This window comes from Olivibacter sp. EAT-5 (assembly GCF_044784325.1).
Taxonomy (GTDB): domain Bacteria; phylum Bacteroidota; class Bacteroidia; order Sphingobacteriales; family Sphingobacteriaceae; genus Olivibacter; species Olivibacter oleidegradans.
On sequence record NZ_CP173028.1, the window covers coordinates 2,513,924 to 2,533,802 of the forward strand.

Sequence of the window (19,879 nt, forward strand, 5' to 3'; positions counted from 1 at the left end):
TTCGTGCAATAAATGTAACATCGTGTTTTGAATTCGCCCGTAGACTTTTTCTATCTTTGCGGCAGAGCTCTTGTGAATAAATGAAATTTAATTACTAAAATTTAATCCCGTTTATAAAAATGACAGTAAAAAAAATCTGCTGTATTGGAGCGGGCTACGTTGGTGGCCCCACCATGGCGGTAATAGCCAAACAATGTCCGGACATACAGGTAACAGTGGTTGACCTTAATGAAGCAAGGATTGCTGCCTGGAACGATCAGGATGTGAATAAGATCCCGGTGTATGAACCTGGCTTGAGCGATATTGTGGCTGAGGCCCGCGGTCGTAATCTTTTCTTTTCAACTGAGGTAGACAAAGCTATAGACGAGGCAGATATGATTTTTATTTCTGTAAATACGCCTACTAAGACCTATGGTGCGGGAAAAGGACAAGCTGCTGACCTAAAATGGATCGAACTTTGTGCTAGGCAAATTGCCCGAGTAAGTACTACGGATAAGATTGTAGTAGAAAAGTCGACATTGCCAGTACGCACGGCTAGTACCTTGCGAGATATATTACATCATACAGGTAATGGTGTTCGGTTCCAAATTCTTTCAAATCCTGAATTTTTGGCTGAGGGAACGGCCGTAGAAGATTTGTTAGAACCGGATCGTGTCTTAATTGGCGGTGATCAAGATGAAGAGGGAAAGACTGCGATCGAAGCCCTAGTTAATGTTTACAGTCGATGGGTGCCAAGGGAGCGGATCCTTACGACCAATGTTTGGTCATCTGAGTTATCTAAGTTAACAGCAAACGCTTTTTTGGCTCAACGAGTTTCTTCAATCAACGCATTATCCGAACTGTGTGAGCATACAGAAGCGGAAATTAACGAAGTGGCACGAGCGATAGGAACAGACAGTCGCATTGGCCCTAAATTTTTAAAAGCCTCAGTCGGTTTTGGAGGTTCCTGTTTTCAGAAAGATATTTTAAATCTTGTGTATATTGCTAGAAGTTATGGCCTAACTGAAGTAGCGGATTATTGGGAACAGGTAATCATCATGAATGATCATCAGAAGAAGCGATTTGCCAATAAAATTATACGAGCGCTCTATAACACAGTGAATGGAAAAAAAATTGCATTCTTAGGTTGGGCTTTTAAAAAGGATACCAATGATACGCGAGAGTCTGCTGCGATTTATGTGGCGGATCATTTATTGTATGAACAAGCGCAGGTAGCAGTTTATGATCCGAAAGTGGTTGAACAACAGGTTTATATTGACTTAGACTATTTGGCTACTCGATCGACTGAAGAGAATAAAACTTTGGTTACGGTTCAGAATGACCCTTACGAAGCGTGTAAGGATGCTCATGCAGTAGCAATTCTAACGGAGTGGGATGAGTTTAAAGACTATGATTGGCAGCGTATTTACGATAGCATGTTGAAGCCTGCAAAAATTTTTGATGGCAGAAATTTACTAGATAAGAAAAAATTGGAAGAAATAGGATTTCAGGTACATGCAATCGGCAGTTAAATAATTGCAAAGGATTATTAGAAACCACCCGCTAGCGGGTGGTTTTTTTTTGCTATAGACTAACAAATAAACCAACACTTTAGTATACAGATTTGCATGATTATTATAAACATATAGTTTCATTTTTTTGGCATTAGTACCAACTCACTAAATTTTTTTTTAATCTAATGTGGGGCGTAGATGAAATGATGATCAATAATGATTTCTTTAAGACGATACGAGCAGCTTGAATAACGGATTTATCATCTGAAATTCATCATTGCTGAGTATGGAGCAACCGTGTAAAAAAATGTATAAGAGCTTTCTACAACGTGTTACTTAAACAGATCGTAATTGCCTGAAACAATATTATTCGATATTTTTGATTTCCAAAACCTAAAAATCAGTGTTAAGATTGATTTAATTTTAGCTACATATTGAACAAGCAATAGCTAAATAAGAAGAAATTAGTTCTGCTTAATAGTGATTTGAGAATGTGATGTAAAAAATATTATATATTATCTAATTACAAATGCAATGAAGCATGTGAACTAATCATTTTTTAGAAAGGAAGCAAATGAAAATAAGTATTGGTATTGTAGACGATCAAACGCTATTTTTAGAGTCATTAATAACGTTGATTAACAATCTGACTGACATGGAAGTTGTTCTCTATGCTTCTGATGGGAAAGATTTACTGCGAAAGCTTCGAAGACAAGATAGCCACCCCGATATTTTACTTATCGACGTGCTAATGCCTGATATGAGTGGGGCGGACGTTGTTATTGCAGTGAAAGAAGCCTATCCTGATATTAGATTAGCCGCTTTATCGGTGTTAAATGATTCGTTCAGTGTTTTAAAAATGATTCGCGCAGGATGTTGCGCATACCTGCCAAAAACAATGAACACCTTAGAGTTGAAGCTCGCCCTCACTGAAATTTGGAAGAAGGGTTATTACAACTCGCATCTCATCAAGGTAGAGAACACGGAGGAAACGCTAAGTCCGATTCTATTGACTGAGCGGGAAATGGAATTTTTGGAGCTTGCCTGTAGTGACCTGAACTATCATGAAATTGCAAAGAGAATGTTTCTCTCGATTAAAACGATCGACGGATATCGCGCTAGTTTATTTAATAAGTTCAATGTGAAAAGTAGGACAGGATTAGTACTAGAAGCTATAAAGCGCAATATTGTTAAAGTAATAAGTTGAACCTATTGCCAAAAATTCGTATCAAAAGACTAAAGGGTTTTGACTTAATTGTAAAATCGTATCACGATAATGAGTACTTTTTGTGATATATAATTAACACTGTGAAATTTAGCTCGTAAATTGAGTATTGTGGAGAAGGCTGCAAAGGATACTTTTGTAACAGAACTTTAAGGAACTTACTGATAAGCTCATGGTAAACAACTCATCGAAATATTTATTAATTCAAGGTCGAGACAAAGGGATTGAATGTCTGCGAGGAATAGCCATTATTTTCATGGTAGCGGGACATGTTATTGGAAGTGATCAAACGAACGGATTAAAAGTAGACGACGGCTCCTGGTTACGATATTTCTACTATTTATTTGAATATCTTAGAATGCCACTTTTTACGGTAATTTCGGGCTTTGTTTATGCCATGAAGCCGCTATCCTTAGGGCGGGAAAGGACATTTTTGGAGAGGAAAGTGGCAAGGTTATTGGTGCCTTTTTTTTTCGCTGCAACTTTTTTTTGTGTTTTCCAGGCAATCACGCCCGGAACGAACGCGCATCTCTCAATAGATGAATTTTGGAAGCCATTCGTTTTGCCTTATGGTCAATTCTGGTTCGTGCAAGGGATGTTTATTGTATTTATCATCATCACTTATATTGAACACAATGCCATGATGAACAGTATAGTTAGCTGGCTCGTTATTTTTTTATTCAGCATTGTGCTATTTCTCTCGGATATTATTAGTCTTCCTTTTTTCAGCTTAGATCGAGTTCCCTTTTTACTAGTGTTCTTTTTGCTAGGATTAGGACTACGTCGGTTTTATGATCAACTATTCTATAATAAGGAATTTCTATTTGGCGTGTCAGCCATATTTTTCCTGTCCTTTATTTTTCAGCAATATATCTATTTTGAGGGTAATTGGGATGATGCTTTAATAGTGAAGACGCTTACTGTCATTGTTGGAATTAGTGGGGCAATTACGTTAATAAGAATGCGCTTTAACAACAAATCCCTTGCTTGGTTAGGCGGTTATTCGTATGAGATATTTCTTTATCATCCATTTGGAACAGCAGGAGGGCGGATATCTTTGAAACTTTTAGGAGTAGAAAGTATCAATATTTATTTTGTTACATCTTTGTTTTTGGGCTTAAGTTTACCTATTGTGTTTCGATTACTATGCAATAGGATACCCTTTCTGACAAAATTGCTCTTCGGCGAACGGCTAAAGAAGAAAAAAAGTTTGCCTAAAAATGATGCATCTTGGCAAACAGTTCCAGTTCAGTAATTCAAATTTCTAACATTTTAATTACACCTTACTGTCTTATCTAACGACGTATGCCTGTGTTTATACACATTTATACAATTCTCCATCATTTTGGATAAAAAAGTGAATTTACTTTTTGCAAAAGTGGTATAATCTTTCATATTTGTAGAGAATTGTGTTATTCGCTATAAATTTGAGTGTACAGAGTTGTAAAATAGATACCTATGTTAAAAGCAATAAAAGTAATCAATGCGGCGGTTAAGCCTATCGCTCTTTGGAGCTTTTTGATCGGGACGTCGTTATTGACGTCCTGTAAATCGAACCGGTTGTACGATGCTCCGAAAGTTTCAACCTTTCGAGGTAATCGCTTACCTGCACCTCCGGGTATGGTCTACATTCCTTCAGGAACAATTTTTTACAAAAGTTCGCAGGATAGTAGCGACGTGGGGAAAAATGTAAGTTTAAGTGCATTTTTTATTGATGAAACAGAGGTGACCAATAAACAGTATCGCCAATTTGTCAATTGGGTTGCCGATTCGATTGCTGTAGTCGATTATTTAGAAGATGATCAGTATTTCTTAGAACAGGCCGCAGATGACTCGAATGACGTGAAAGGAGAAAGATTAATTGATTGGAGCGTCGTTAAAAAGAATTCACCCTTATGGCAAAATAAAAATCCTGAAATTCAAGAAAAATTACGTCCCTTAATGACCATGAAAGGAGGTAAAAGGGTATTGAATCAGGAGCTGTTGATTTATCGGTTTTCTTACCTCAAAATGGACGGTATAAATAATAATCAATATGTAACGGATACAGTCCACGTCATGCCTGTTGATAATATTTGGTCCAAAGATTTTCCAAATGCACAGATGACCGCAATGGATGCAAATTATTTTGATCACCAGTCGTTTGACTATAATCCTGTTGTAGGTGTCAGTTGGAAACAAGCCAGAGCTTATGCAGATTGGCGGGGGAAGGAAATTATGGCCAGTTTACAGAAGAATTCTTATTTAAAAGGCTACCAGCTAACCTTCAGTTTGCCTACGGAAGCCCAGTGGCAATATGCAGCCGAAGGAAAATTGGACCCTACCGATACAATCCGACGTACCCGTTTAACGATAAAGGATCGAAAATCAGATAAGAAAAAATTGGCCGTTAATTTTAAACAGGGAGAGGGTACCTATTCGCGAGATGGATCTACATTTACCGTTCCGGTAAAAGCTTATACACCAAATGCTTTTGGGGTGTATAACATGGCTGGAAATGTGTCTGAATGGACGTTGGATGCTTTTAGTCCTTCAGCCGTTGAATTTGTTAATGACTTAAATCCCGTTTTACTATATGACGCAGATGATAACGCTAGCTATGCCTTGAAACGAAAAGTGGTGAGAGGTGGATCTTGGAAGGATAATGGTGGCATGCTGGATAGCGATACAAGAAATTACGAACAACAAGACGAAGCCCATTCTTATATTGGTTTCCGATGTGTAATGTCGGCTTTTGAAATGACAACGCCGCAAGTAAAAACCAGAAAATATAAAAATTAAGCGCCGAAGGTACATAAATGCTTATAAAACGAGCAAAAATGAATAAAAGAAATAGGATGAAAACGTTTTTAATGACTATATTAGGGTTCTTTTGTCTTTCTGGGGTACTCGCTCAAGAACCACTTGATACGACGGGCTATAACAGCACGTCTAACTGGACTGCTTTACCAGATTCCGTTCAAGGCAATAACAGTGCCTTATTAGTAGACACTGTTCCGCAAACGGACGGCTATTATCAAGTAAATGATCTGCATGATGCCGTACCTTTTGCTTATCCAAAAGTTAATCCGAAGAATATCAGATTCTATAAACGTGTTTGGAGAGATATCGATCTGAAGGATAAGGAAAACTACATCTTTGCCATTCCCGGAGCTTCCCTGATGGAGGCCATTATGAAAAGTATTAAAGAAGGTAAATTAACGCCGTATAACCCGGAAGATGATGGTTTCAAAACTAAATTGACAGCAAGAGAAGGCGAAGCCCGTTTTACGGATAGTGTACTGGTTCCTATTTTCGATGAGGAAGGGAATCAGATCGATGCCCAAATGACGTTGAATGAATTCAATCCCGAAAAAGTAACAAAGTTCCGTATTAAAGAGGATATTTTCTTCGATAAACAACGAGGGAAGCTAGAAACCAGGATTATCGGAGTCGCACCTTTGATGACCATTAATACGTCGGAAGAACTAGCAGAATCAGTAGGTGAAACGCCGGCTTTTTGGCTTTACTTTCCGCAATTGAGGTATACCTTAGTTCAGATTGATGTGTCAGACCCGGATAGGGAATTGTACGATATGACGATGGATGACCTGTTTGTTCAACGTAAATTCGCTAGTAAGATCGTCAGGCAATCGTCGCCTAGTCAACAAATGCAATACGCCACGGGCGAGCAAAGCCAAGATTCGGCTGTAACTGGCGATATAGAAGATAAAATAAAGCTTTATAAAGCACGATTATGGAGGAACCCTAAAGGGGTTAATCCGGAGGACTTACTGTCAACAGATCAGCATTCACAAAAAGAAAAGTCGCCAGTGAAAGAGGAAATACAACAGCCTCGGCAGCTTAATTCGGGCACTGAACAGCAAGCCGGAGAGAAGGAGGGAGAAGAGCAATGAAGAAAGTTTTGATGTTTTTGTTTACCATACTTGCCGGTCTACAGGTAAAAGCGCAAGTTTGGGAAGATTATTCCAGCTTTTACCCAGCTGTTGGTATTCAGGTAGGAACAAGAGGGATCGGGATTGAGGGGGCTTATCCGATTTCAGATGCATTCAACATCCGTTTAGGAGCAAGTGTTTTTCCTTCTGCTAAAATGAAGTTTGGTAGAAGGGTGTTTGAAATCAATCGTTCTGACGTGACTTTATTGGCTGATTGGCAACCTCTTGTTGGTAAAGATAGTTGGATAGCCCGTAAGTGGATTGTTAGTGCCGGGTTGGGCTATTTTTTTGAAAACAAATTTGAACGTTACGTAGGATCGAACAAAACGTCTGATCAGTTAACAGACTATGTGGTAGAATGGGGGAAATTTAGGCCCTATATTGGTACAGGGGTTAATGGTTTACGTTTGTCGCAACGATTGAATATGGCTGTTAATGTCGGGTATTACATTCCACTAGCATCAACTGCAATAAAAATTTATGAAAAAGATCCTGTTGAGATCCCTGACCTGCGAGATGATTTAGATTCTTTTCCGTATAATGTGCTTCCCGGACTAAATGTGCAGGTTGGCATATCCTACATTTTTTTTAAAAAAAGCTATAATAAATATTTCCAATAATTAATGTATGAAGAAGAAAGAAAATTCAAATTGGCTCCACGTTGCGATCTCTTGGGGAGCAAGTGTGGTCATTTTAGGAGCCCTGTTTAAGATACTCCATATCGGTGGGACTATGGCGAATTACATGATCGGTGCAGGTTTGGGTGTAGAAGCGCTTTTATTTTTTTTAATGGGATTAAATCCCCCGCCGAAAGAACCTGAATGGGAACGCGTATATCCTGAGTTAGCAGACGACTATCAGGGCGAATTACCTAAAGTTTCCACGCGTCAGGCAATACAGAACCCTGCTCATTCTACTACCATTGCCTTAGATAAGATCTTTGCTGATGCGCAGGTTGGTCCGGAAACACTTGCCAGTTTAGGTCAAGGACTTCGCTCTTTTAATGATAAGGTAACAGCGATCAATAGCATGTCCGACGCTTCCTTTGCTGCTAACGAGTTTACGGAAAAACTACGCTTAGCTTCATCAAAATTTGATAATTTAAGTGCTGCTTTCGAAAAGGCATCGGCTAATCTGGTCGCCATGTCTTCATCCAATTCGGATACACGTGGTTACCACGAGCAAGTACACAAATTGACACAAAACCTAAGTTCCTTAAATGCGATGTACGAGCGTGAATTGAAGGATTCAACCACGCACCTCCAATCCATGAACCGGTTTTATGAACATTTGAGCGCTACCATGCAGAACTTCAATGAATCTTTAGACGATTCCAAAATGTTTAAAGATGAAGTTAATAAGTTGGCAAAAAATCTGGCGGCACTTAATGCTGTTTATGGTAACATGCTAAGCGCGATGAATCAACCGCGTATGTAATTAGGCAAGTGTTCATTGACAATTAAACAGGTAATTAATGGCTTTAGGAAGAGAGACCCCAAGGCAACGGATGATCAATATCATGTATTTGGTATTGCTGGCCATGTTGGCTTTAAATGTATCAGATACCGTTTTAGATGCCTTTAAAAATATAAATGATAGTTTAGAAACTTCAAGAGCGAATGTAAACACCTCTGTAGAACAGTTGTTTGCCGCTTTTGAAAATACCAAACTGAAGGAAGAACCTGAACGTGCCCGACCAATTTATGAAAAGGCTAAACAAGCGCGCGCGATTGTAGCAACGCTGAACGATTACATCAATACGTTAAAAAAGGAATTTGAAAAACGAGGAGGAGGTTATGATGAGGATACTGGCGATTTATCACAGCGCGATAATACAGACATAGCCCCAGGCTTGATGCTTAATCAAAAGAAAGGTGTTGAATTAAAGGAGAAAATAAATCAAACACGCCAGAAGCTACTGGCATTATTGGACGAAAAGGATAGAGGAACCGTAACCTTCTCATTGGTTGCGGCTGATGATCTAAAGAAACGGGGGAATGGAAAGAAAAAATGGGAAGAGATTAATTTTGGTGATGGAACCCCTTTAACGGCAGCGATGGCCATTTTAACAAAAATACAGACTGATGCACAAAATGCCGAATCCGATGTAGTGAAACGGATCTTAGGAAAAATGGATCAGGCGGTCGTAAACTTGGACCAGTTTGCTGCAGTAGCGGTAGCCCCCAGTTCGTACTTGATTCAGGGGCAACCCTACACAGCTGAAGTTTTTCTAACGGCCTACGATTCGAAGTCTGATCCTTCGATTTCCGTGAATGGAAGCCCTTTACAAGTAAGTAATGGTAAAGGCGTTTATAACGTGAATACTTCTCGGGAAGGGGTATTTACCTGGACGGGCATCGTTAAAGTTAAACAAACCGATGGAACGGTAAAGGAATATCGAACACCGGAACAACGCTATCAGGTGTCGCGGCCGTCGGCAGTTGTGTCTCCTGATAAAATGAATGTATTATATATCGGTGTGGATAACCCGTTATCGGTATCAGCTCCAGGTACCCCTGCAGATAAAATCAAAGTGAATATGAGTGGTGGAAGTTTGTCTGGTGCTAATGGAAAGTATGTAGCGCGGGTCTCCTCTCCTGGAACCGCTAAAATATCCGTATCGGCAGAGATTGCGCCAGGTAAAGTACAGACCTTAAGCTCAACGGATTTTAGAGTGAAACGGATTCCCGACCCCATTGCAAAGTTTGGAGGGAAATCTGGTGGGACCATGGCTTCTGTAGCTTTAAAGGCCCAGAATGCGCTATTTGCAAATTTGGAGAATTTTGATTTTGATGCAAAATTCAGCATTACTAAATTTACCATGATTATTGCTAAACCACGTGCAGATGCCATCGTACTTTCCACCAGTGGTAATTCTTTAAGCGCTGCCATGAAATCAGCTTTAAGTGGGATTGGACCAGGCACGCGCGTGATTTTTGACAACATCATTGCTGTTGGGCCAGATAAGACACCTAGGCAATTAAATGCAGTGGCTTTATCTGCTAATTAGTGATCGTCTACGGTGCTGTTTCGTTTGACAACCTGCTGATATGAAGAGCCGCTAGTGCGGCTCTTCATGCAATACGTTATAATATGAAAAAAGATTCAAGAGTCTATATTGCCGGACATCGTGGAATGGTAGGCGGTGCTATCACCCGCCATTTAAAATCCGCTGGATATTCAAATCTTATTACAAGAACCTCCTCTGAATTGGACCTCCGCGATCAAGCGAGCGTCCTGAATTTTTTCGAGAAAGAAAAACCTGAATATGTTTTTTTTGCTGCAGCAAAAGTAGGCGGTATCATTGCTAACAATACATATAGAGCAGATTTTTTGTATGATAATCTAATAATGGAATGTAATATTATCCATGCATCCTACCTACAAAAGATCACGAAACTGTTGTTCTTAGGAAGTAGTTGCATTTATCCAAAGTTAGCGCCTCAACCGTTAAAAGAAGAGTATTTATTGACAGGGTCTTTGGAATATACGAATGAACCGTATGCGGTTGCCAAGATTGCTGGCATTAAGCTGTGTGAAACTTATCGAGATCAGTACGGATGTAATTTTATAAGCGTGATGCCTACTAATCTGTATGGAATAGGGGATAATTACCATCCTCAAAATTCCCATGTATTACCGGCCCTGATCAGACGATTTCATGAAGCAAAAGTAGCAGGAAGCACTTCGGTTACTATTTGGGGAACGGGGACACCTAAGCGTGAATTTCTTTACGCGGATGATTTAGCGGATGCCTGTATTTTTTTAATGGAAAATTACGCTGAGAAGGAATTAATAAATGTGGGTACCGGAAAAGACTTGACTATTAAAGAGCTTGCTGAATTGATCAAGGAGGTGGTTGGCTTCGAAGGAGAAATAAATTATGATACGTCCAAGCCAGATGGTACACCTCGAAAACTTATGGACGTTACTAAATTACATCAACGGGGTTGGAAGCATAAAGTTGATCTCAAGGATGGAATTACCTTGGCTTATCATGATTTTCTGCAATCGAAAAGCCGGGCGGAGCGATAAAAAAGAGCTAATAAAGTCGTGTTCTTATACCTCGCTAGACGGTTTAATGACTGCTTTGGCTAGTTTTTTCGAGGTGGTATTCTCTGCCGGTTTTGGTGCGCTAATGATCCGTTTACTAGCATTGATAAATGGTACCTCAATATACTTGTAAGTGTAATTCGAAACTATAAATGTTAGGCTGATAGCCAAGGTGCTCGCTAGTACAGGGTTTGGAATGTTAGACAAAACTAAAGTGAGTATAATGGCTTGGTTTAAATATAGTGAATAGCTAATAGCTCCCAAATGGGTGAACAGCTGAGGATAAGATTTATTTCTAAAATAGTAACAAACTGTGAAAAGAAGATAGGCCGTCAATATTGCGTTAGTAACTGGTAAAAAGCTCTCCCCACCGAAATTTTTTGGGTTAGGCACCTGACTACCGAAAACAAAATAGCTATTCATAACCAACGTCACTATCGCTGTCGCAACACTTGCTTGTAATGCGGTTTTTGATAACTGGTGATGTAAATATCTATAGTAAAGAGTGCCCACAAACATTGTAGCTAAATAAAATGCCAATAGCCATCCACCATCGAAAAGATGTAGGATATGAATACCTACGATCCCTATCAAGGAAACACCCAAAAGCCCAGCACCAGCTAGCGCAACACTGTGTTTGAGAAGATTTAACTTAAACAGTATTGCGACGATTATATAAAAGGCCATCTCTAAGTTCAGCGTCCAATAAGAAGCTTCAATTAACGGTTGTCCGATAAATTTGGCGAGCATCGAAACGTTGGCTAGAATGTTCGTTAGGGAGGGATCAACGCCGTGAACATCTCTATGTAGGATTAATGATATTTTCAGTACGAGGCTGACCAAGAAAATGGGATATAAGCGATAAATTCGACTAATGGCAAATTTCTTAATAGATTGATGTTTCTCTATCGAAACAGGGATAATAAAACCACTGCATAGAAAGAATAAACAAACACCAAAAGCACCGAATTGAAAATAGTTCGAACAAAACCACCCAAATTGAGGAGATATGCGCTCAAATGTATGCTGGATTATAACAGCCAAAGCGGCAAAAAAACGTAAACTATCTAGGAATTGAAGGCGTTTAGTGTTTTCTTTCATATTACAATTCAACTTGTTACGCTAAAGTTTAAAGCTGTCCTTAAAAGACTGCGTGCTTTATTAGTTCTTACAAGCTTTTCCTGATACATCATGTTGCAAACATAGGTGTTTACATCCGCAGTCTTGCTTAATTGCAGACAGTTGTTTTCTTTTTGAGTAAAATTGAGTAAATATGAGTACATGTGCCCGTTACTCTTTTGAAATTTAACCGCTAAAGTGCGCTGTGTAAGGTGTTTTATATCGATTTTTCTCCTATAAGGACATATTAAATAAATAGCATAAAACCTGCTTTTTTAAATTCTTTTCTCACTAAAAGAACGTTCATTTCTCACTATGTTATTTTCGAAATTTAACGCTTAGTTTTACCGCTGAAAAAAGCACAAAAAAGAAACGAAGAATGGATAGTTCGAAAAGTTTAGTGTTGAAAGGAGTTTTTTGGAACGGCGCTCAGCTCATAATTAATCAGTCTTTCGCGTTTATAGTTAAGTTAGTATTGGCCAAATTGCTATTGCCGGAACAATTTGGGTTAATAGGTATGGCTACTGTTTTTACGGGATTTGTACAGGTGCTCACCGATTTAGGTTTTGGCGCTGCTTTAATCCAAAGAAAAGAGGAGGACTTAAAGCCCGTGCATTTTCATACCGCATTTTGGACAGGATTGATATGGTCAATTGCCTTGTTTCTTCTGATGAGTTTTGTGATCGCCCCGCTAGCTGTCGGGTTCTACCATGAAGAGCGGTTAAGGTTGTTGATTCCTGTGATCAGTTTAGGTATCCTTTTTACCCCCATCAACTTGGTTAATAAAGCTCAGCTATCTAAAAAGATGGAATTTAAAAAAATTGCCAGTATAGAAGGAGCCGCTAATATAGTGGCAGGCATTCTCTCTATTATTCTTGCATTTGCCGGAGCGGGAGTATGGTCATTAGCTTTCAATTCTTTTGCTATCGTAACCTTCGCAATCCCATTTTACTTTAAGGCTACTAACTGGCATCCGAAATTTCAATGGAATAAACAGGCTTTTAAAGATGTATTCGGATTTGGTGTGCTTGCATCCGGCACGAATCTCGTGAACTACATTATCAACAATATTGATTACTTGCTAATTGGAAAATTTCTTTCAGCGGCATTGTTAGGTGCATATTCTTTCGCCTTTGTATTAACCGATTTGTTTAGAAGCCGCTTGATGGCGGTTATAAACAATGTAATGTATCCACTTTATGGTAAGAAGCAGTCAGAGCCAGCAGCCATTAAAAAGTATTATCTAAAGGTCGTAAGCTACAATTGTATCATTGTATTTCCGGTCATGTTGTTGTTTTTTACCTTAGCAGAACCGTTTGTATTGAATTTTTTTGGTGAGAAGTGGCATGCTTCTATTATCCCTTTACAGATATTGGCTGCCTCAATTATGATTCAGATGCTAGTAAATAGCAATACTGTTTTGATACGAGCCTTAGGTAGACCAGGCTTGGAAATGAAACTTCAAATCGTAAAAGCAATTGTTTATATTCCTACACTTGCCTATGGTGTTTATATCGGTGGGATCATCGGAGCAGCATGGGCCGTTTTTTTTAATAAAATTTTCAATGTGATAGTTGCACAATATGCCTTTAAGTATCTATTGGATATTAAAATAAGTACCCAGGAATTAATAAATGAGGTGAAGGCCCCTGTGATAGCTTCCTCGATGGCTTATGGCATAGGATTCTTATTACTTAATATAGCAAATGTGAATTTCATCATAGTCGGTATAATTATGATAGCTGTTTTCGCTGCAATAATATATAAAATGGTCGGGCAAGAGTTAATATTACATCTTAAACCTCAAAAGAAGTAAATGTTCCGTGCTAAATGAAAGAATTATCAAATACCTTCGTATCAATTATAATACCTACCTATAGAGATTGGTCCAGGCTTGCTTTGTGTATTAGCCATCTAAAAAAACAATCGTGGCCTATGTCGAAGTTTGAAGTAATCGTTGTTAACAATGATCCAAGCGACTCGGCTCCTTCTCCAATAATCAATGATTTACCGGAAAACTTCTGCATTATAAATGAGGGGAAGTCTGGATCTTATGCAGCGCGTAATGCAGGCATTCGATTAGCTAAAGGAAATGTACTTGGCTTCACAGATTCAGATTGTATTCCTGATAAAAATTGGATATATAATGCAATTAGGTTGTTTAATGACAAACCATGTGATCGCATTGGTGGTGCTATTGAAGTTTTTTATGAGAATGAACAAAGACCAACCGATGCAGAACTTTATGAGAAGGTATTCGCTTTTAAACAAGCCGAAACAATAAATGCGAGCAAAGCTTGTGTCACTGGTAACATGTTCAGCCATCGTTATGTTTTCGACAAGGTCGGACTTTTTAACGAAAACCTCTTTTCGGGCGGTGATTACGAGTGGGCGAGGAGAGCGTCAGATTGCGGTTTTTCTATCATACATGGTGAAGATGTGAAAATATTTCACCCTGCCCGAAAATCGATGCAAGAGTTGATAAAAAAAGCAAAAAGGGTTGGAGGTGGAACGGCCCATCAGCTACTTGGCGAGAAAAGAGCTGCTATTAGAGATTATTTAAATACCTTTGAGCCCTCACGATATGCTTTGCATATGATTCGACTTTATGGAAGCGAGCTATCGTTATGGCAAAAACTAAAGGTATTCAGTTTAAGGGTATATATAAAACATACGATGAACTTGGAAAAAATGAAAGTCGTGTTTGGAAAGAAGGCGAACCGAGAATAAAATATGTGCTGGATAATAACCAAGATTATCCAGCATATTTGATCTGTATTATATCAGTAAATCATTCATCATTTCGTTGATCTTTTGATCTAGATCTTCGCTGATCTTTTGATAGTTTTCTATGGCATCCAACGGAAGTTTTGCGCTACAATAGAACTTAATCTTTGGTTCGGTTCCCGATGGTCGAGCGGAAACTACACTTCCGTCTGTCAGAACGAACTGAAGAACATCGGATTTGGGGAGAGATATAACTTCTTGAGTATTGGTTGTCAAATCAGTCGTTATTCCATTTTCATAGTCTTTTAATAAGGCGACAGCTGTGCCACCCAATGTTCGCGGTGTCTCTGTTCGTAGTTTTTGCATCATCAATTTAATCTCTTCAGCACCGCTCTGACCTTTTTTCGTTAAAGAAATGAGCTTTTCTTTATAGAAACCATGCTTTATATACAAGTCAACTAATGCTTCAAAGAGCGACTTCCCTTGACTTTTATAATAAGCGGTCATTTCGGCGATAAAAGCACACGATACGACAGCATCTTTATCTCTCACTAAATCACCGACAAGATAGCCATAGCTTTCCTCTCCGCCAACAAGAAATTTCTCTTTATTTAAAAGATTGGTCATCAATTCGCCAATGTACTTAAATCCTGTTAGCACTTCATAGCACTGTACGTTGTGACTACGAGCGATGTCGCTGATTAAATTGGTTGTAACAATGGTTTTACAAGTGTAATCAGTTGGGAATAGATTGCCCAACTCCTTCTTTGAGCTTAAAACATAATCTACTAAAAGTGAGCCTATTTGATTTCCATTAAGTAGTTGAAATTCTCCTGCCAGATTCTTTACCGCTACGCCTACGCGGTCAGCATCAGGATCTGTTGCCAGTAATAAGTCGGCATCGAGCTGTATCGCTTCTTGCAGACCGATGGACATGGCATCCTCTTCTTCGGGATTCGGATAAATCACTGTAGGAAAATTGCCATCTGGGTTTGCTTGTGTTTCAACAATATGAATATTGCGAAAGCCCCATTTATCCAGCACCTTCGGAACTAAAGTAATTCCTGTACCATGGATAGGCGAATATACAATCTTAAGCTGTTCTTCTTGCTTTATCACTGCTGGCCTTAACGAGAGGCTGGCCAACTTGTTAATATATAACTGATCTACCTCGTTGTCAATATGATGAATCAATGCGGGATTCTTGCCAAACTGTATCTGATCGATAGCAAGAGCGCTGACTTCATCTATTACGTTTTTATCATGCGGAGAAATTAGCTGCCCGCCATCGTTCCAGTATGCCTTATACCCATTATATTCTTTTGGGTTATGTGATGCAGTAATCATAACGCCGCTCTGGCATTTTAACTCTCGAATAGCAAATGACAGTTCCGGAGTAGGCCTTAAGGAGCTAAATAAATAGACAAGAATACCATTTGCCGAGAATACATCTGCAACAGTTTGCGCAAAATTGATAGACATGTTTCTACTATCATAACTTACTGCTACTGATATCGGTTGGTCAGGATAGGTTTTCTTTAAATAATTTGCTAACCCTTGGGTTGCTTTACCAACCGTGTAGATATTCATTCTATTTGTTCCAACCCCTATTATTCCTCGTAATCCTCCTGTTCCAAAAGAAAGTTCTTTGTAAAATGCATCGTTTAATTCTTCCCAGTCCTCGTTATCCATTAGTCGCTGAATGGACTTTTTGGTGCTTTCATCGTAGTTTCCGTTCAGCCACTGATCAATTTTTTCTTTAATTGCGGAATCCAAAGTGCTAATTGCCATAAGTAAGTATTATTTAAGGAGCCTATGTTTTGTAAATCTGAACTGCAAAATAATTAATTTTACTAAAAAGATGTAATGGAATGTTAAAATTTCTTTTACTTATTGCTTTTCGGATCCTGTTTTACCTGGTTAACAAGTAGACGGTTATACTCTTCGAGTATTTTTATGTATTTGTCTTTCCAATAAGTACTTCCGCCCTCGTTTAAAATGGGAAGTTCATCAGACGACGTTTTCTCCGGAGAGATCACTTTTTGGAATTCATCTTCGGTGAACAATTCGGGAAATTCCTCCGAGAAGTCATGCTTCAACGCACAACCAATGCGGAAAATGATTTCAGGTTTTAAGCTTTTCTGATTAAACCAGTTATAAATAGACCGCCTGTTAACATTGGTCAGTCGAGCTAATTCGCTTATGCTGTAACCATTACGCCTGATTATTTTTTCAATGATATGGCCATAATGTTTGTCCATAGTTATCTGCATTTAGGTTAGATTTATGGGATTATTCGATTAAGAGTTATAAATAAATACTGTTTTTTGTACACGTTAGGCTAGTAACAAGTTCTGCTGAGAAACGTTCACTTTTGCAATGAGTGCACAGTTAAATTGCTCCAAAACCATGACCACCGATTTTCCCTTAACTGTAATGACTTCTCCTTGCCAATCGGATAAGATACCTTCTCTTACTTTGATTTTGTCGCCTATACCAACTTGGTCAAAAGGAACAACTTCGAGCTCACGATCCTCCGCTATCAGCAAATCTTGGATACGATTTATCTCATTGGCAGTTATATAGGCGGGCCTTCCACAATGGTATACAATACTTACTACACCAGCTGTTTGTTGTATCCGATATTGTTCCAGTGTGTCTACCTTCGCAAATACATAAGATGAGAAAAGGGGAAATTCGACTATTTTCTTTCTGTCAGCCCATTGCTTTTTAGTTTTTACTAGTGGACAATACGACTCGATACCCTGATGTAGCAAAAGCTGATGGACTTTCTTTTCCCATTTATGCCGTGTGTAAAGTGCTATCCACTGTTTTTCGTTTCTGTTCATTTTCTTTTGGCCTTTTATATAAAAATAGAACCGCTCCGTTTTTGATCGTATGTGACACGTTTCAGTAAGAGATGTTATGATAAACTTTAAAATCAGTCAAATTTAGGGTGTTGGACGCTTTTTTTGTTGCGCGCTAACGATTTGTAGCATATTTTATGGTTATGTGTGTACTTTACACTAAAAGTGTGCGCCGTAAAATGTGCGGCTGTGAATTAACCGCTGATTATTAACGTTTTTTACTTTTTATGAGAGTAAAAACGTGACTGATGTATCCAAATTTATACGCTTTTTCCACATATTAATCTTTCTGTTTCTTTTTTTATCAAAGCAACGTATTATTGCATTTTATGGGGGAGATGGAGCCGATTTTGACGTTATTCGCTTTTAAACTTATTGATTATGTATGACGTTCGTCGCTTAAAAAAAACAGACGGGAGCTTGGTTGATGCTATCTGTGATTCTTTAAAGACAGCCTATGATCCAAATGTCGCTCGTTTTTTTGTACACAGAGACGAGGGCTATAAGAAATTTTTTAACTCAGTTTTAGAACATCCGTTATATGCTACTTATTATGCATATGATGTGAATTCCGGAGAGTTATCTGGCTTTGCTTGCTTCCAATTTATTGAAGGAGTCATTTTTCTCAAACATATTGTTGTAGATAACAGGCTGCGTGGAAGTGGAATAGGTACGAGACTCTTAGCCAGCGGGCTTGCAGATATTCAACAAACATTGCCTACGGGCAATTATTTGTTCCAGTTACAGGTCTTTGAAAAGAACAGCCAAGCCTTGAGCTGGTATCTAAGTATCGGTATGGAATTGGTTGATTGTACTTATTGGTATGATCTTACACCGTCTATTGTGAAAACACATGCTAGCGGAAGCACCCCATCCTTGTCATTGCGGATTATCTCGGATGATTTTGGTTTTAAGCAACTATCTTATGAAGACTTCTACCTTGGGACTTTGTTAGCCGAAAAAACGCTTATTATAAGAAATGCATTAGTTCTTGATAAATTGGACCTATTAGGTCAGGTCATACAACAACTCCACATTTCTTCAGTTGGTTATATTAGCCAAACCGCCCTAAATTTCAGTTTGGTAGACAAAGCACTGCTGATGAGTAAACCAGTGAATTTTCTTGAACTCGTCTAGCATAAGGCTGTATATGGTGAGTATTGGGTATTCAACTGGCGGTTGTACAGTAGTTAACGTTGGAATCCTCTTGGCATGCTTAGCCTAATTAACAATCTACAACTGTTGTGCTATTTCGTGCTAATATGTGAAACTATCTACAATATTTCGTTGATGTGCGCTATTTGTTATCATAATCGCTTGATAATGCATTTTTTACTATCGATTTAATAATCTTTGCAATGTTATTGAGGCTGATAATTTTTATGACTACAGCTTTTTATAGAGAAAAACTACTGTAAGTGGAATGGCGAAGCTTTATCTTTTTTCAGATTTGACCAGTTATCCTTACAGAAAATCCAGCACTTAATTAGAATAATGTCATTAATTTATTTATGATGGTCAGCGTAATAATTCCTTGTTATAACAGTGAAAGCTTCTTATCCCGTGCTGTAGAAAGCGTGTTGAAACAAGGTTATGACGGATGGGAACTTATCTTAGTTAATAATAATTCAGAAGACGATACGCAGGCTGTGATTGATCACTACGTGCATCGATATCCCTATAAGGTGAAATCACTGTTTGAAGGTAAAAAAGGGGCCTGTTACGCTAGAAATAACGGAGTACGGGCTTCAAAAGGAACATGGATCCAGTTCCTTGATGCGGATGATGAGATGCTCCCAGGAAAATGGCAAAGACAGTTAGATTTAGCTAGTGATTCCGCTGATATCGTGATAGGATCTTTTACACGAATTTATCTTAACGCTGCTCAAGAAGAGGATTTTATTATGAATCCGCAGATGAACATCTGGCATGCAATACTGCGATCTCAAGCAGGGATTACAAGTGCTAACTTGTATAGGCGCAGTGCAGTGGTTGCAGTGAGTGGATGGAATGAGGCACTGGATTCATCTCAAGAATACGATCTGCTATTTCGATTGTTAAAAGCAGGTGCTAGAGCTTGTTATGATACTAAATTAAGTGCTCGCGTTTACGAGGAATCAAATTCTGTTTCCCGACCGAAAGATAAGAACGGAAGGGAGCGAATTATTAATAATTATGTTGAACTCCGGATTCGGATTGCGGCGCATCTCAATGAATATGGTATTTGGGATAGTGATCTAAGGCGAATTTATGCACGAAGCTTGTATGAGATGATGCTTAATAGAAAGGGTGCGTCGATACTGGACGTTCATACCGTGATGAAAGAACTTGGATTGGAAACTACCGATCCGTTACAATTGCTGCAGCGAGCAAAGTATTACACCAAGAAACTAATTTTCAGAAATAAAGTTGACACTTATTAACGAATCGTTGTCAATAACTATACGCATTATAAAAATA

The 19,879-nt window shown here is 38.7% G+C and carries 17 protein-coding genes; 13 read left to right on the forward strand and 4 right to left on the reverse strand.

From position 1 onward, the window contains the following. Nucleotides 1-119 precede the first annotated feature (119 nt). The 9 genes from ACH11B_RS10295 (at nucleotide 120) to ACH11B_RS10335 (ending at nucleotide 10,688) form a co-directional block, all read left to right on the forward strand. Nucleotides 120-1,511, forward strand: coding sequence for a UDP-glucose 6-dehydrogenase (locus ACH11B_RS10295; RefSeq protein ID WP_377613524.1), 1,392 nt, complete (start codon nucleotides 120-122; stop codon nucleotides 1,509-1,511). 556 nt (nucleotides 1,512-2,067) lie between these two features. After that, nucleotides 2,068-2,700, forward strand: coding sequence for a response regulator (locus ACH11B_RS10300; protein WP_377613523.1), 633 nt, complete (start codon nucleotides 2,068-2,070; stop codon nucleotides 2,698-2,700). Nucleotides 2,701-2,890: 190 nt separating this feature from the next. After that, nucleotides 2,891-3,973, forward strand: a complete 1,083-nt coding sequence (locus ACH11B_RS10305) for an acyltransferase family protein (RefSeq protein ID WP_377613522.1) — start codon at nucleotides 2,891-2,893, stop codon at nucleotides 3,971-3,973. A 203-nt stretch (nucleotides 3,974-4,176) separates the two neighbouring features. Continuing rightward, nucleotides 4,177-5,499 carry an SUMF1/EgtB/PvdO family nonheme iron enzyme gene (locus tag ACH11B_RS10310; RefSeq protein ID WP_377613521.1) on the forward strand — a complete coding sequence of 441 codons (1,323 nt, stop codon included), beginning with the start codon at nucleotides 4,177-4,179 and terminating at the stop codon, nucleotides 5,497-5,499. A gap of 38 nt (nucleotides 5,500-5,537) precedes the next feature. Beyond that, on the forward strand, nucleotides 5,538-6,614 hold the full coding sequence (gene gldN / locus ACH11B_RS10315) for a gliding motility protein GldN (protein WP_377613520.1): 1,077 nt from the start codon (nucleotides 5,538-5,540) through the stop codon (nucleotides 6,612-6,614). After that, the gene (locus tag ACH11B_RS10320) at nucleotides 6,611-7,273 is read left to right on the forward strand and encodes a hypothetical protein (RefSeq protein WP_377613519.1); all 663 of its coding nucleotides are present in this window, start codon (nucleotides 6,611-6,613) and stop codon (nucleotides 7,271-7,273) included. The genes gldN and ACH11B_RS10320 overlap by 4 nt, the downstream gene beginning before the upstream one ends. Nucleotides 7,274-7,280: 7 nt before the next feature. Further along, nucleotides 7,281-8,090, forward strand: a complete 810-nt coding sequence (gene gldL, locus ACH11B_RS10325; RefSeq protein WP_377613518.1) for a gliding motility protein GldL — start codon at nucleotides 7,281-7,283, stop codon at nucleotides 8,088-8,090. Nucleotides 8,091-8,127: 37 nt separating this feature from the next. Then, nucleotides 8,128-9,663: a gliding motility protein GldM gene (gene gldM, locus ACH11B_RS10330; RefSeq protein WP_377613517.1), complete on the forward strand. Its 1,536-nt coding sequence runs from the start codon at nucleotides 8,128-8,130 to the stop codon at nucleotides 9,661-9,663. Between the two features lie 83 nt (nucleotides 9,664-9,746). Next, entirely contained in the window at nucleotides 9,747-10,688 is a 942-nt protein-coding gene (locus tag ACH11B_RS10335) for a GDP-L-fucose synthase family protein (protein ID WP_377613516.1), read from the forward strand. 24 nt (nucleotides 10,689-10,712) lie between these two features. Here ACH11B_RS10335 and ACH11B_RS10340 read toward each other — a convergent pair whose 3' ends face one another. After that, nucleotides 10,713-11,807: an acyltransferase family protein gene (locus tag ACH11B_RS10340; RefSeq protein WP_377613515.1), complete on the reverse strand. Its 1,095-nt coding sequence runs from the start codon at nucleotides 11,805-11,807 to the stop codon at nucleotides 10,713-10,715. 397 nt (nucleotides 11,808-12,204) lie between these two features. Between ACH11B_RS10340 and ACH11B_RS10345 the strand changes: the two genes are divergently transcribed. Both ACH11B_RS10345 and ACH11B_RS10350 read left to right on the forward strand, forming a co-directional pair. After that, nucleotides 12,205-13,641 (forward strand): lipopolysaccharide biosynthesis protein, encoded by a 1,437-nt coding sequence (locus ACH11B_RS10345; RefSeq protein WP_377613514.1) that lies wholly within the window; start codon nucleotides 12,205-12,207, stop codon nucleotides 13,639-13,641. Nucleotides 13,642-13,655: 14 nt separating this feature from the next. Next, complete coding sequence (locus ACH11B_RS10350; RefSeq protein ID WP_377613513.1) at nucleotides 13,656-14,555, forward strand: glycosyltransferase; 900 nt, start codon at nucleotides 13,656-13,658, stop codon at nucleotides 14,553-14,555. Between the two features lie 48 nt (nucleotides 14,556-14,603). On the opposite strand, the gene ACH11B_RS10355 is transcribed toward ACH11B_RS10350, so the two are convergent. From ACH11B_RS10355 to ACH11B_RS10365, 3 genes are all read right to left on the reverse strand, one after another. Continuing rightward, a complete protein-coding gene (locus ACH11B_RS10355) occupies nucleotides 14,604-16,343 on the reverse strand; it encodes a phospho-sugar mutase (RefSeq protein ID WP_377613512.1) in 1,740 nt (579 codons plus the stop codon). A gap of 95 nt (nucleotides 16,344-16,438) precedes the next feature. Next, nucleotides 16,439-16,813: a helix-turn-helix domain-containing protein gene (locus ACH11B_RS10360; RefSeq protein ID WP_377613511.1), complete on the reverse strand. Its 375-nt coding sequence runs from the start codon at nucleotides 16,811-16,813 to the stop codon at nucleotides 16,439-16,441. 75 nt (nucleotides 16,814-16,888) lie between these two features. Then, nucleotides 16,889-17,401, reverse strand: coding sequence for a UpxY family transcription antiterminator (locus ACH11B_RS10365; protein ID WP_377613510.1), 513 nt, complete (start codon nucleotides 17,399-17,401; stop codon nucleotides 16,889-16,891). Between the two features lie 399 nt (nucleotides 17,402-17,800). Between ACH11B_RS10365 and ACH11B_RS10370 the strand changes: the two genes are divergently transcribed. Beyond that, nucleotides 17,801-18,556: a GNAT family N-acetyltransferase gene (locus ACH11B_RS10370; protein ID WP_377613509.1), complete on the forward strand. Its 756-nt coding sequence runs from the start codon at nucleotides 17,801-17,803 to the stop codon at nucleotides 18,554-18,556. Nucleotides 18,557-18,930: 374 nt separating this feature from the next. Then, a complete protein-coding gene (locus ACH11B_RS10375) occupies nucleotides 18,931-19,842 on the forward strand; it encodes a glycosyltransferase family 2 protein (RefSeq protein ID WP_377613508.1) in 912 nt (303 codons plus the stop codon). The last annotated feature ends 37 nt before the right edge of the window (nucleotides 19,843-19,879 follow it).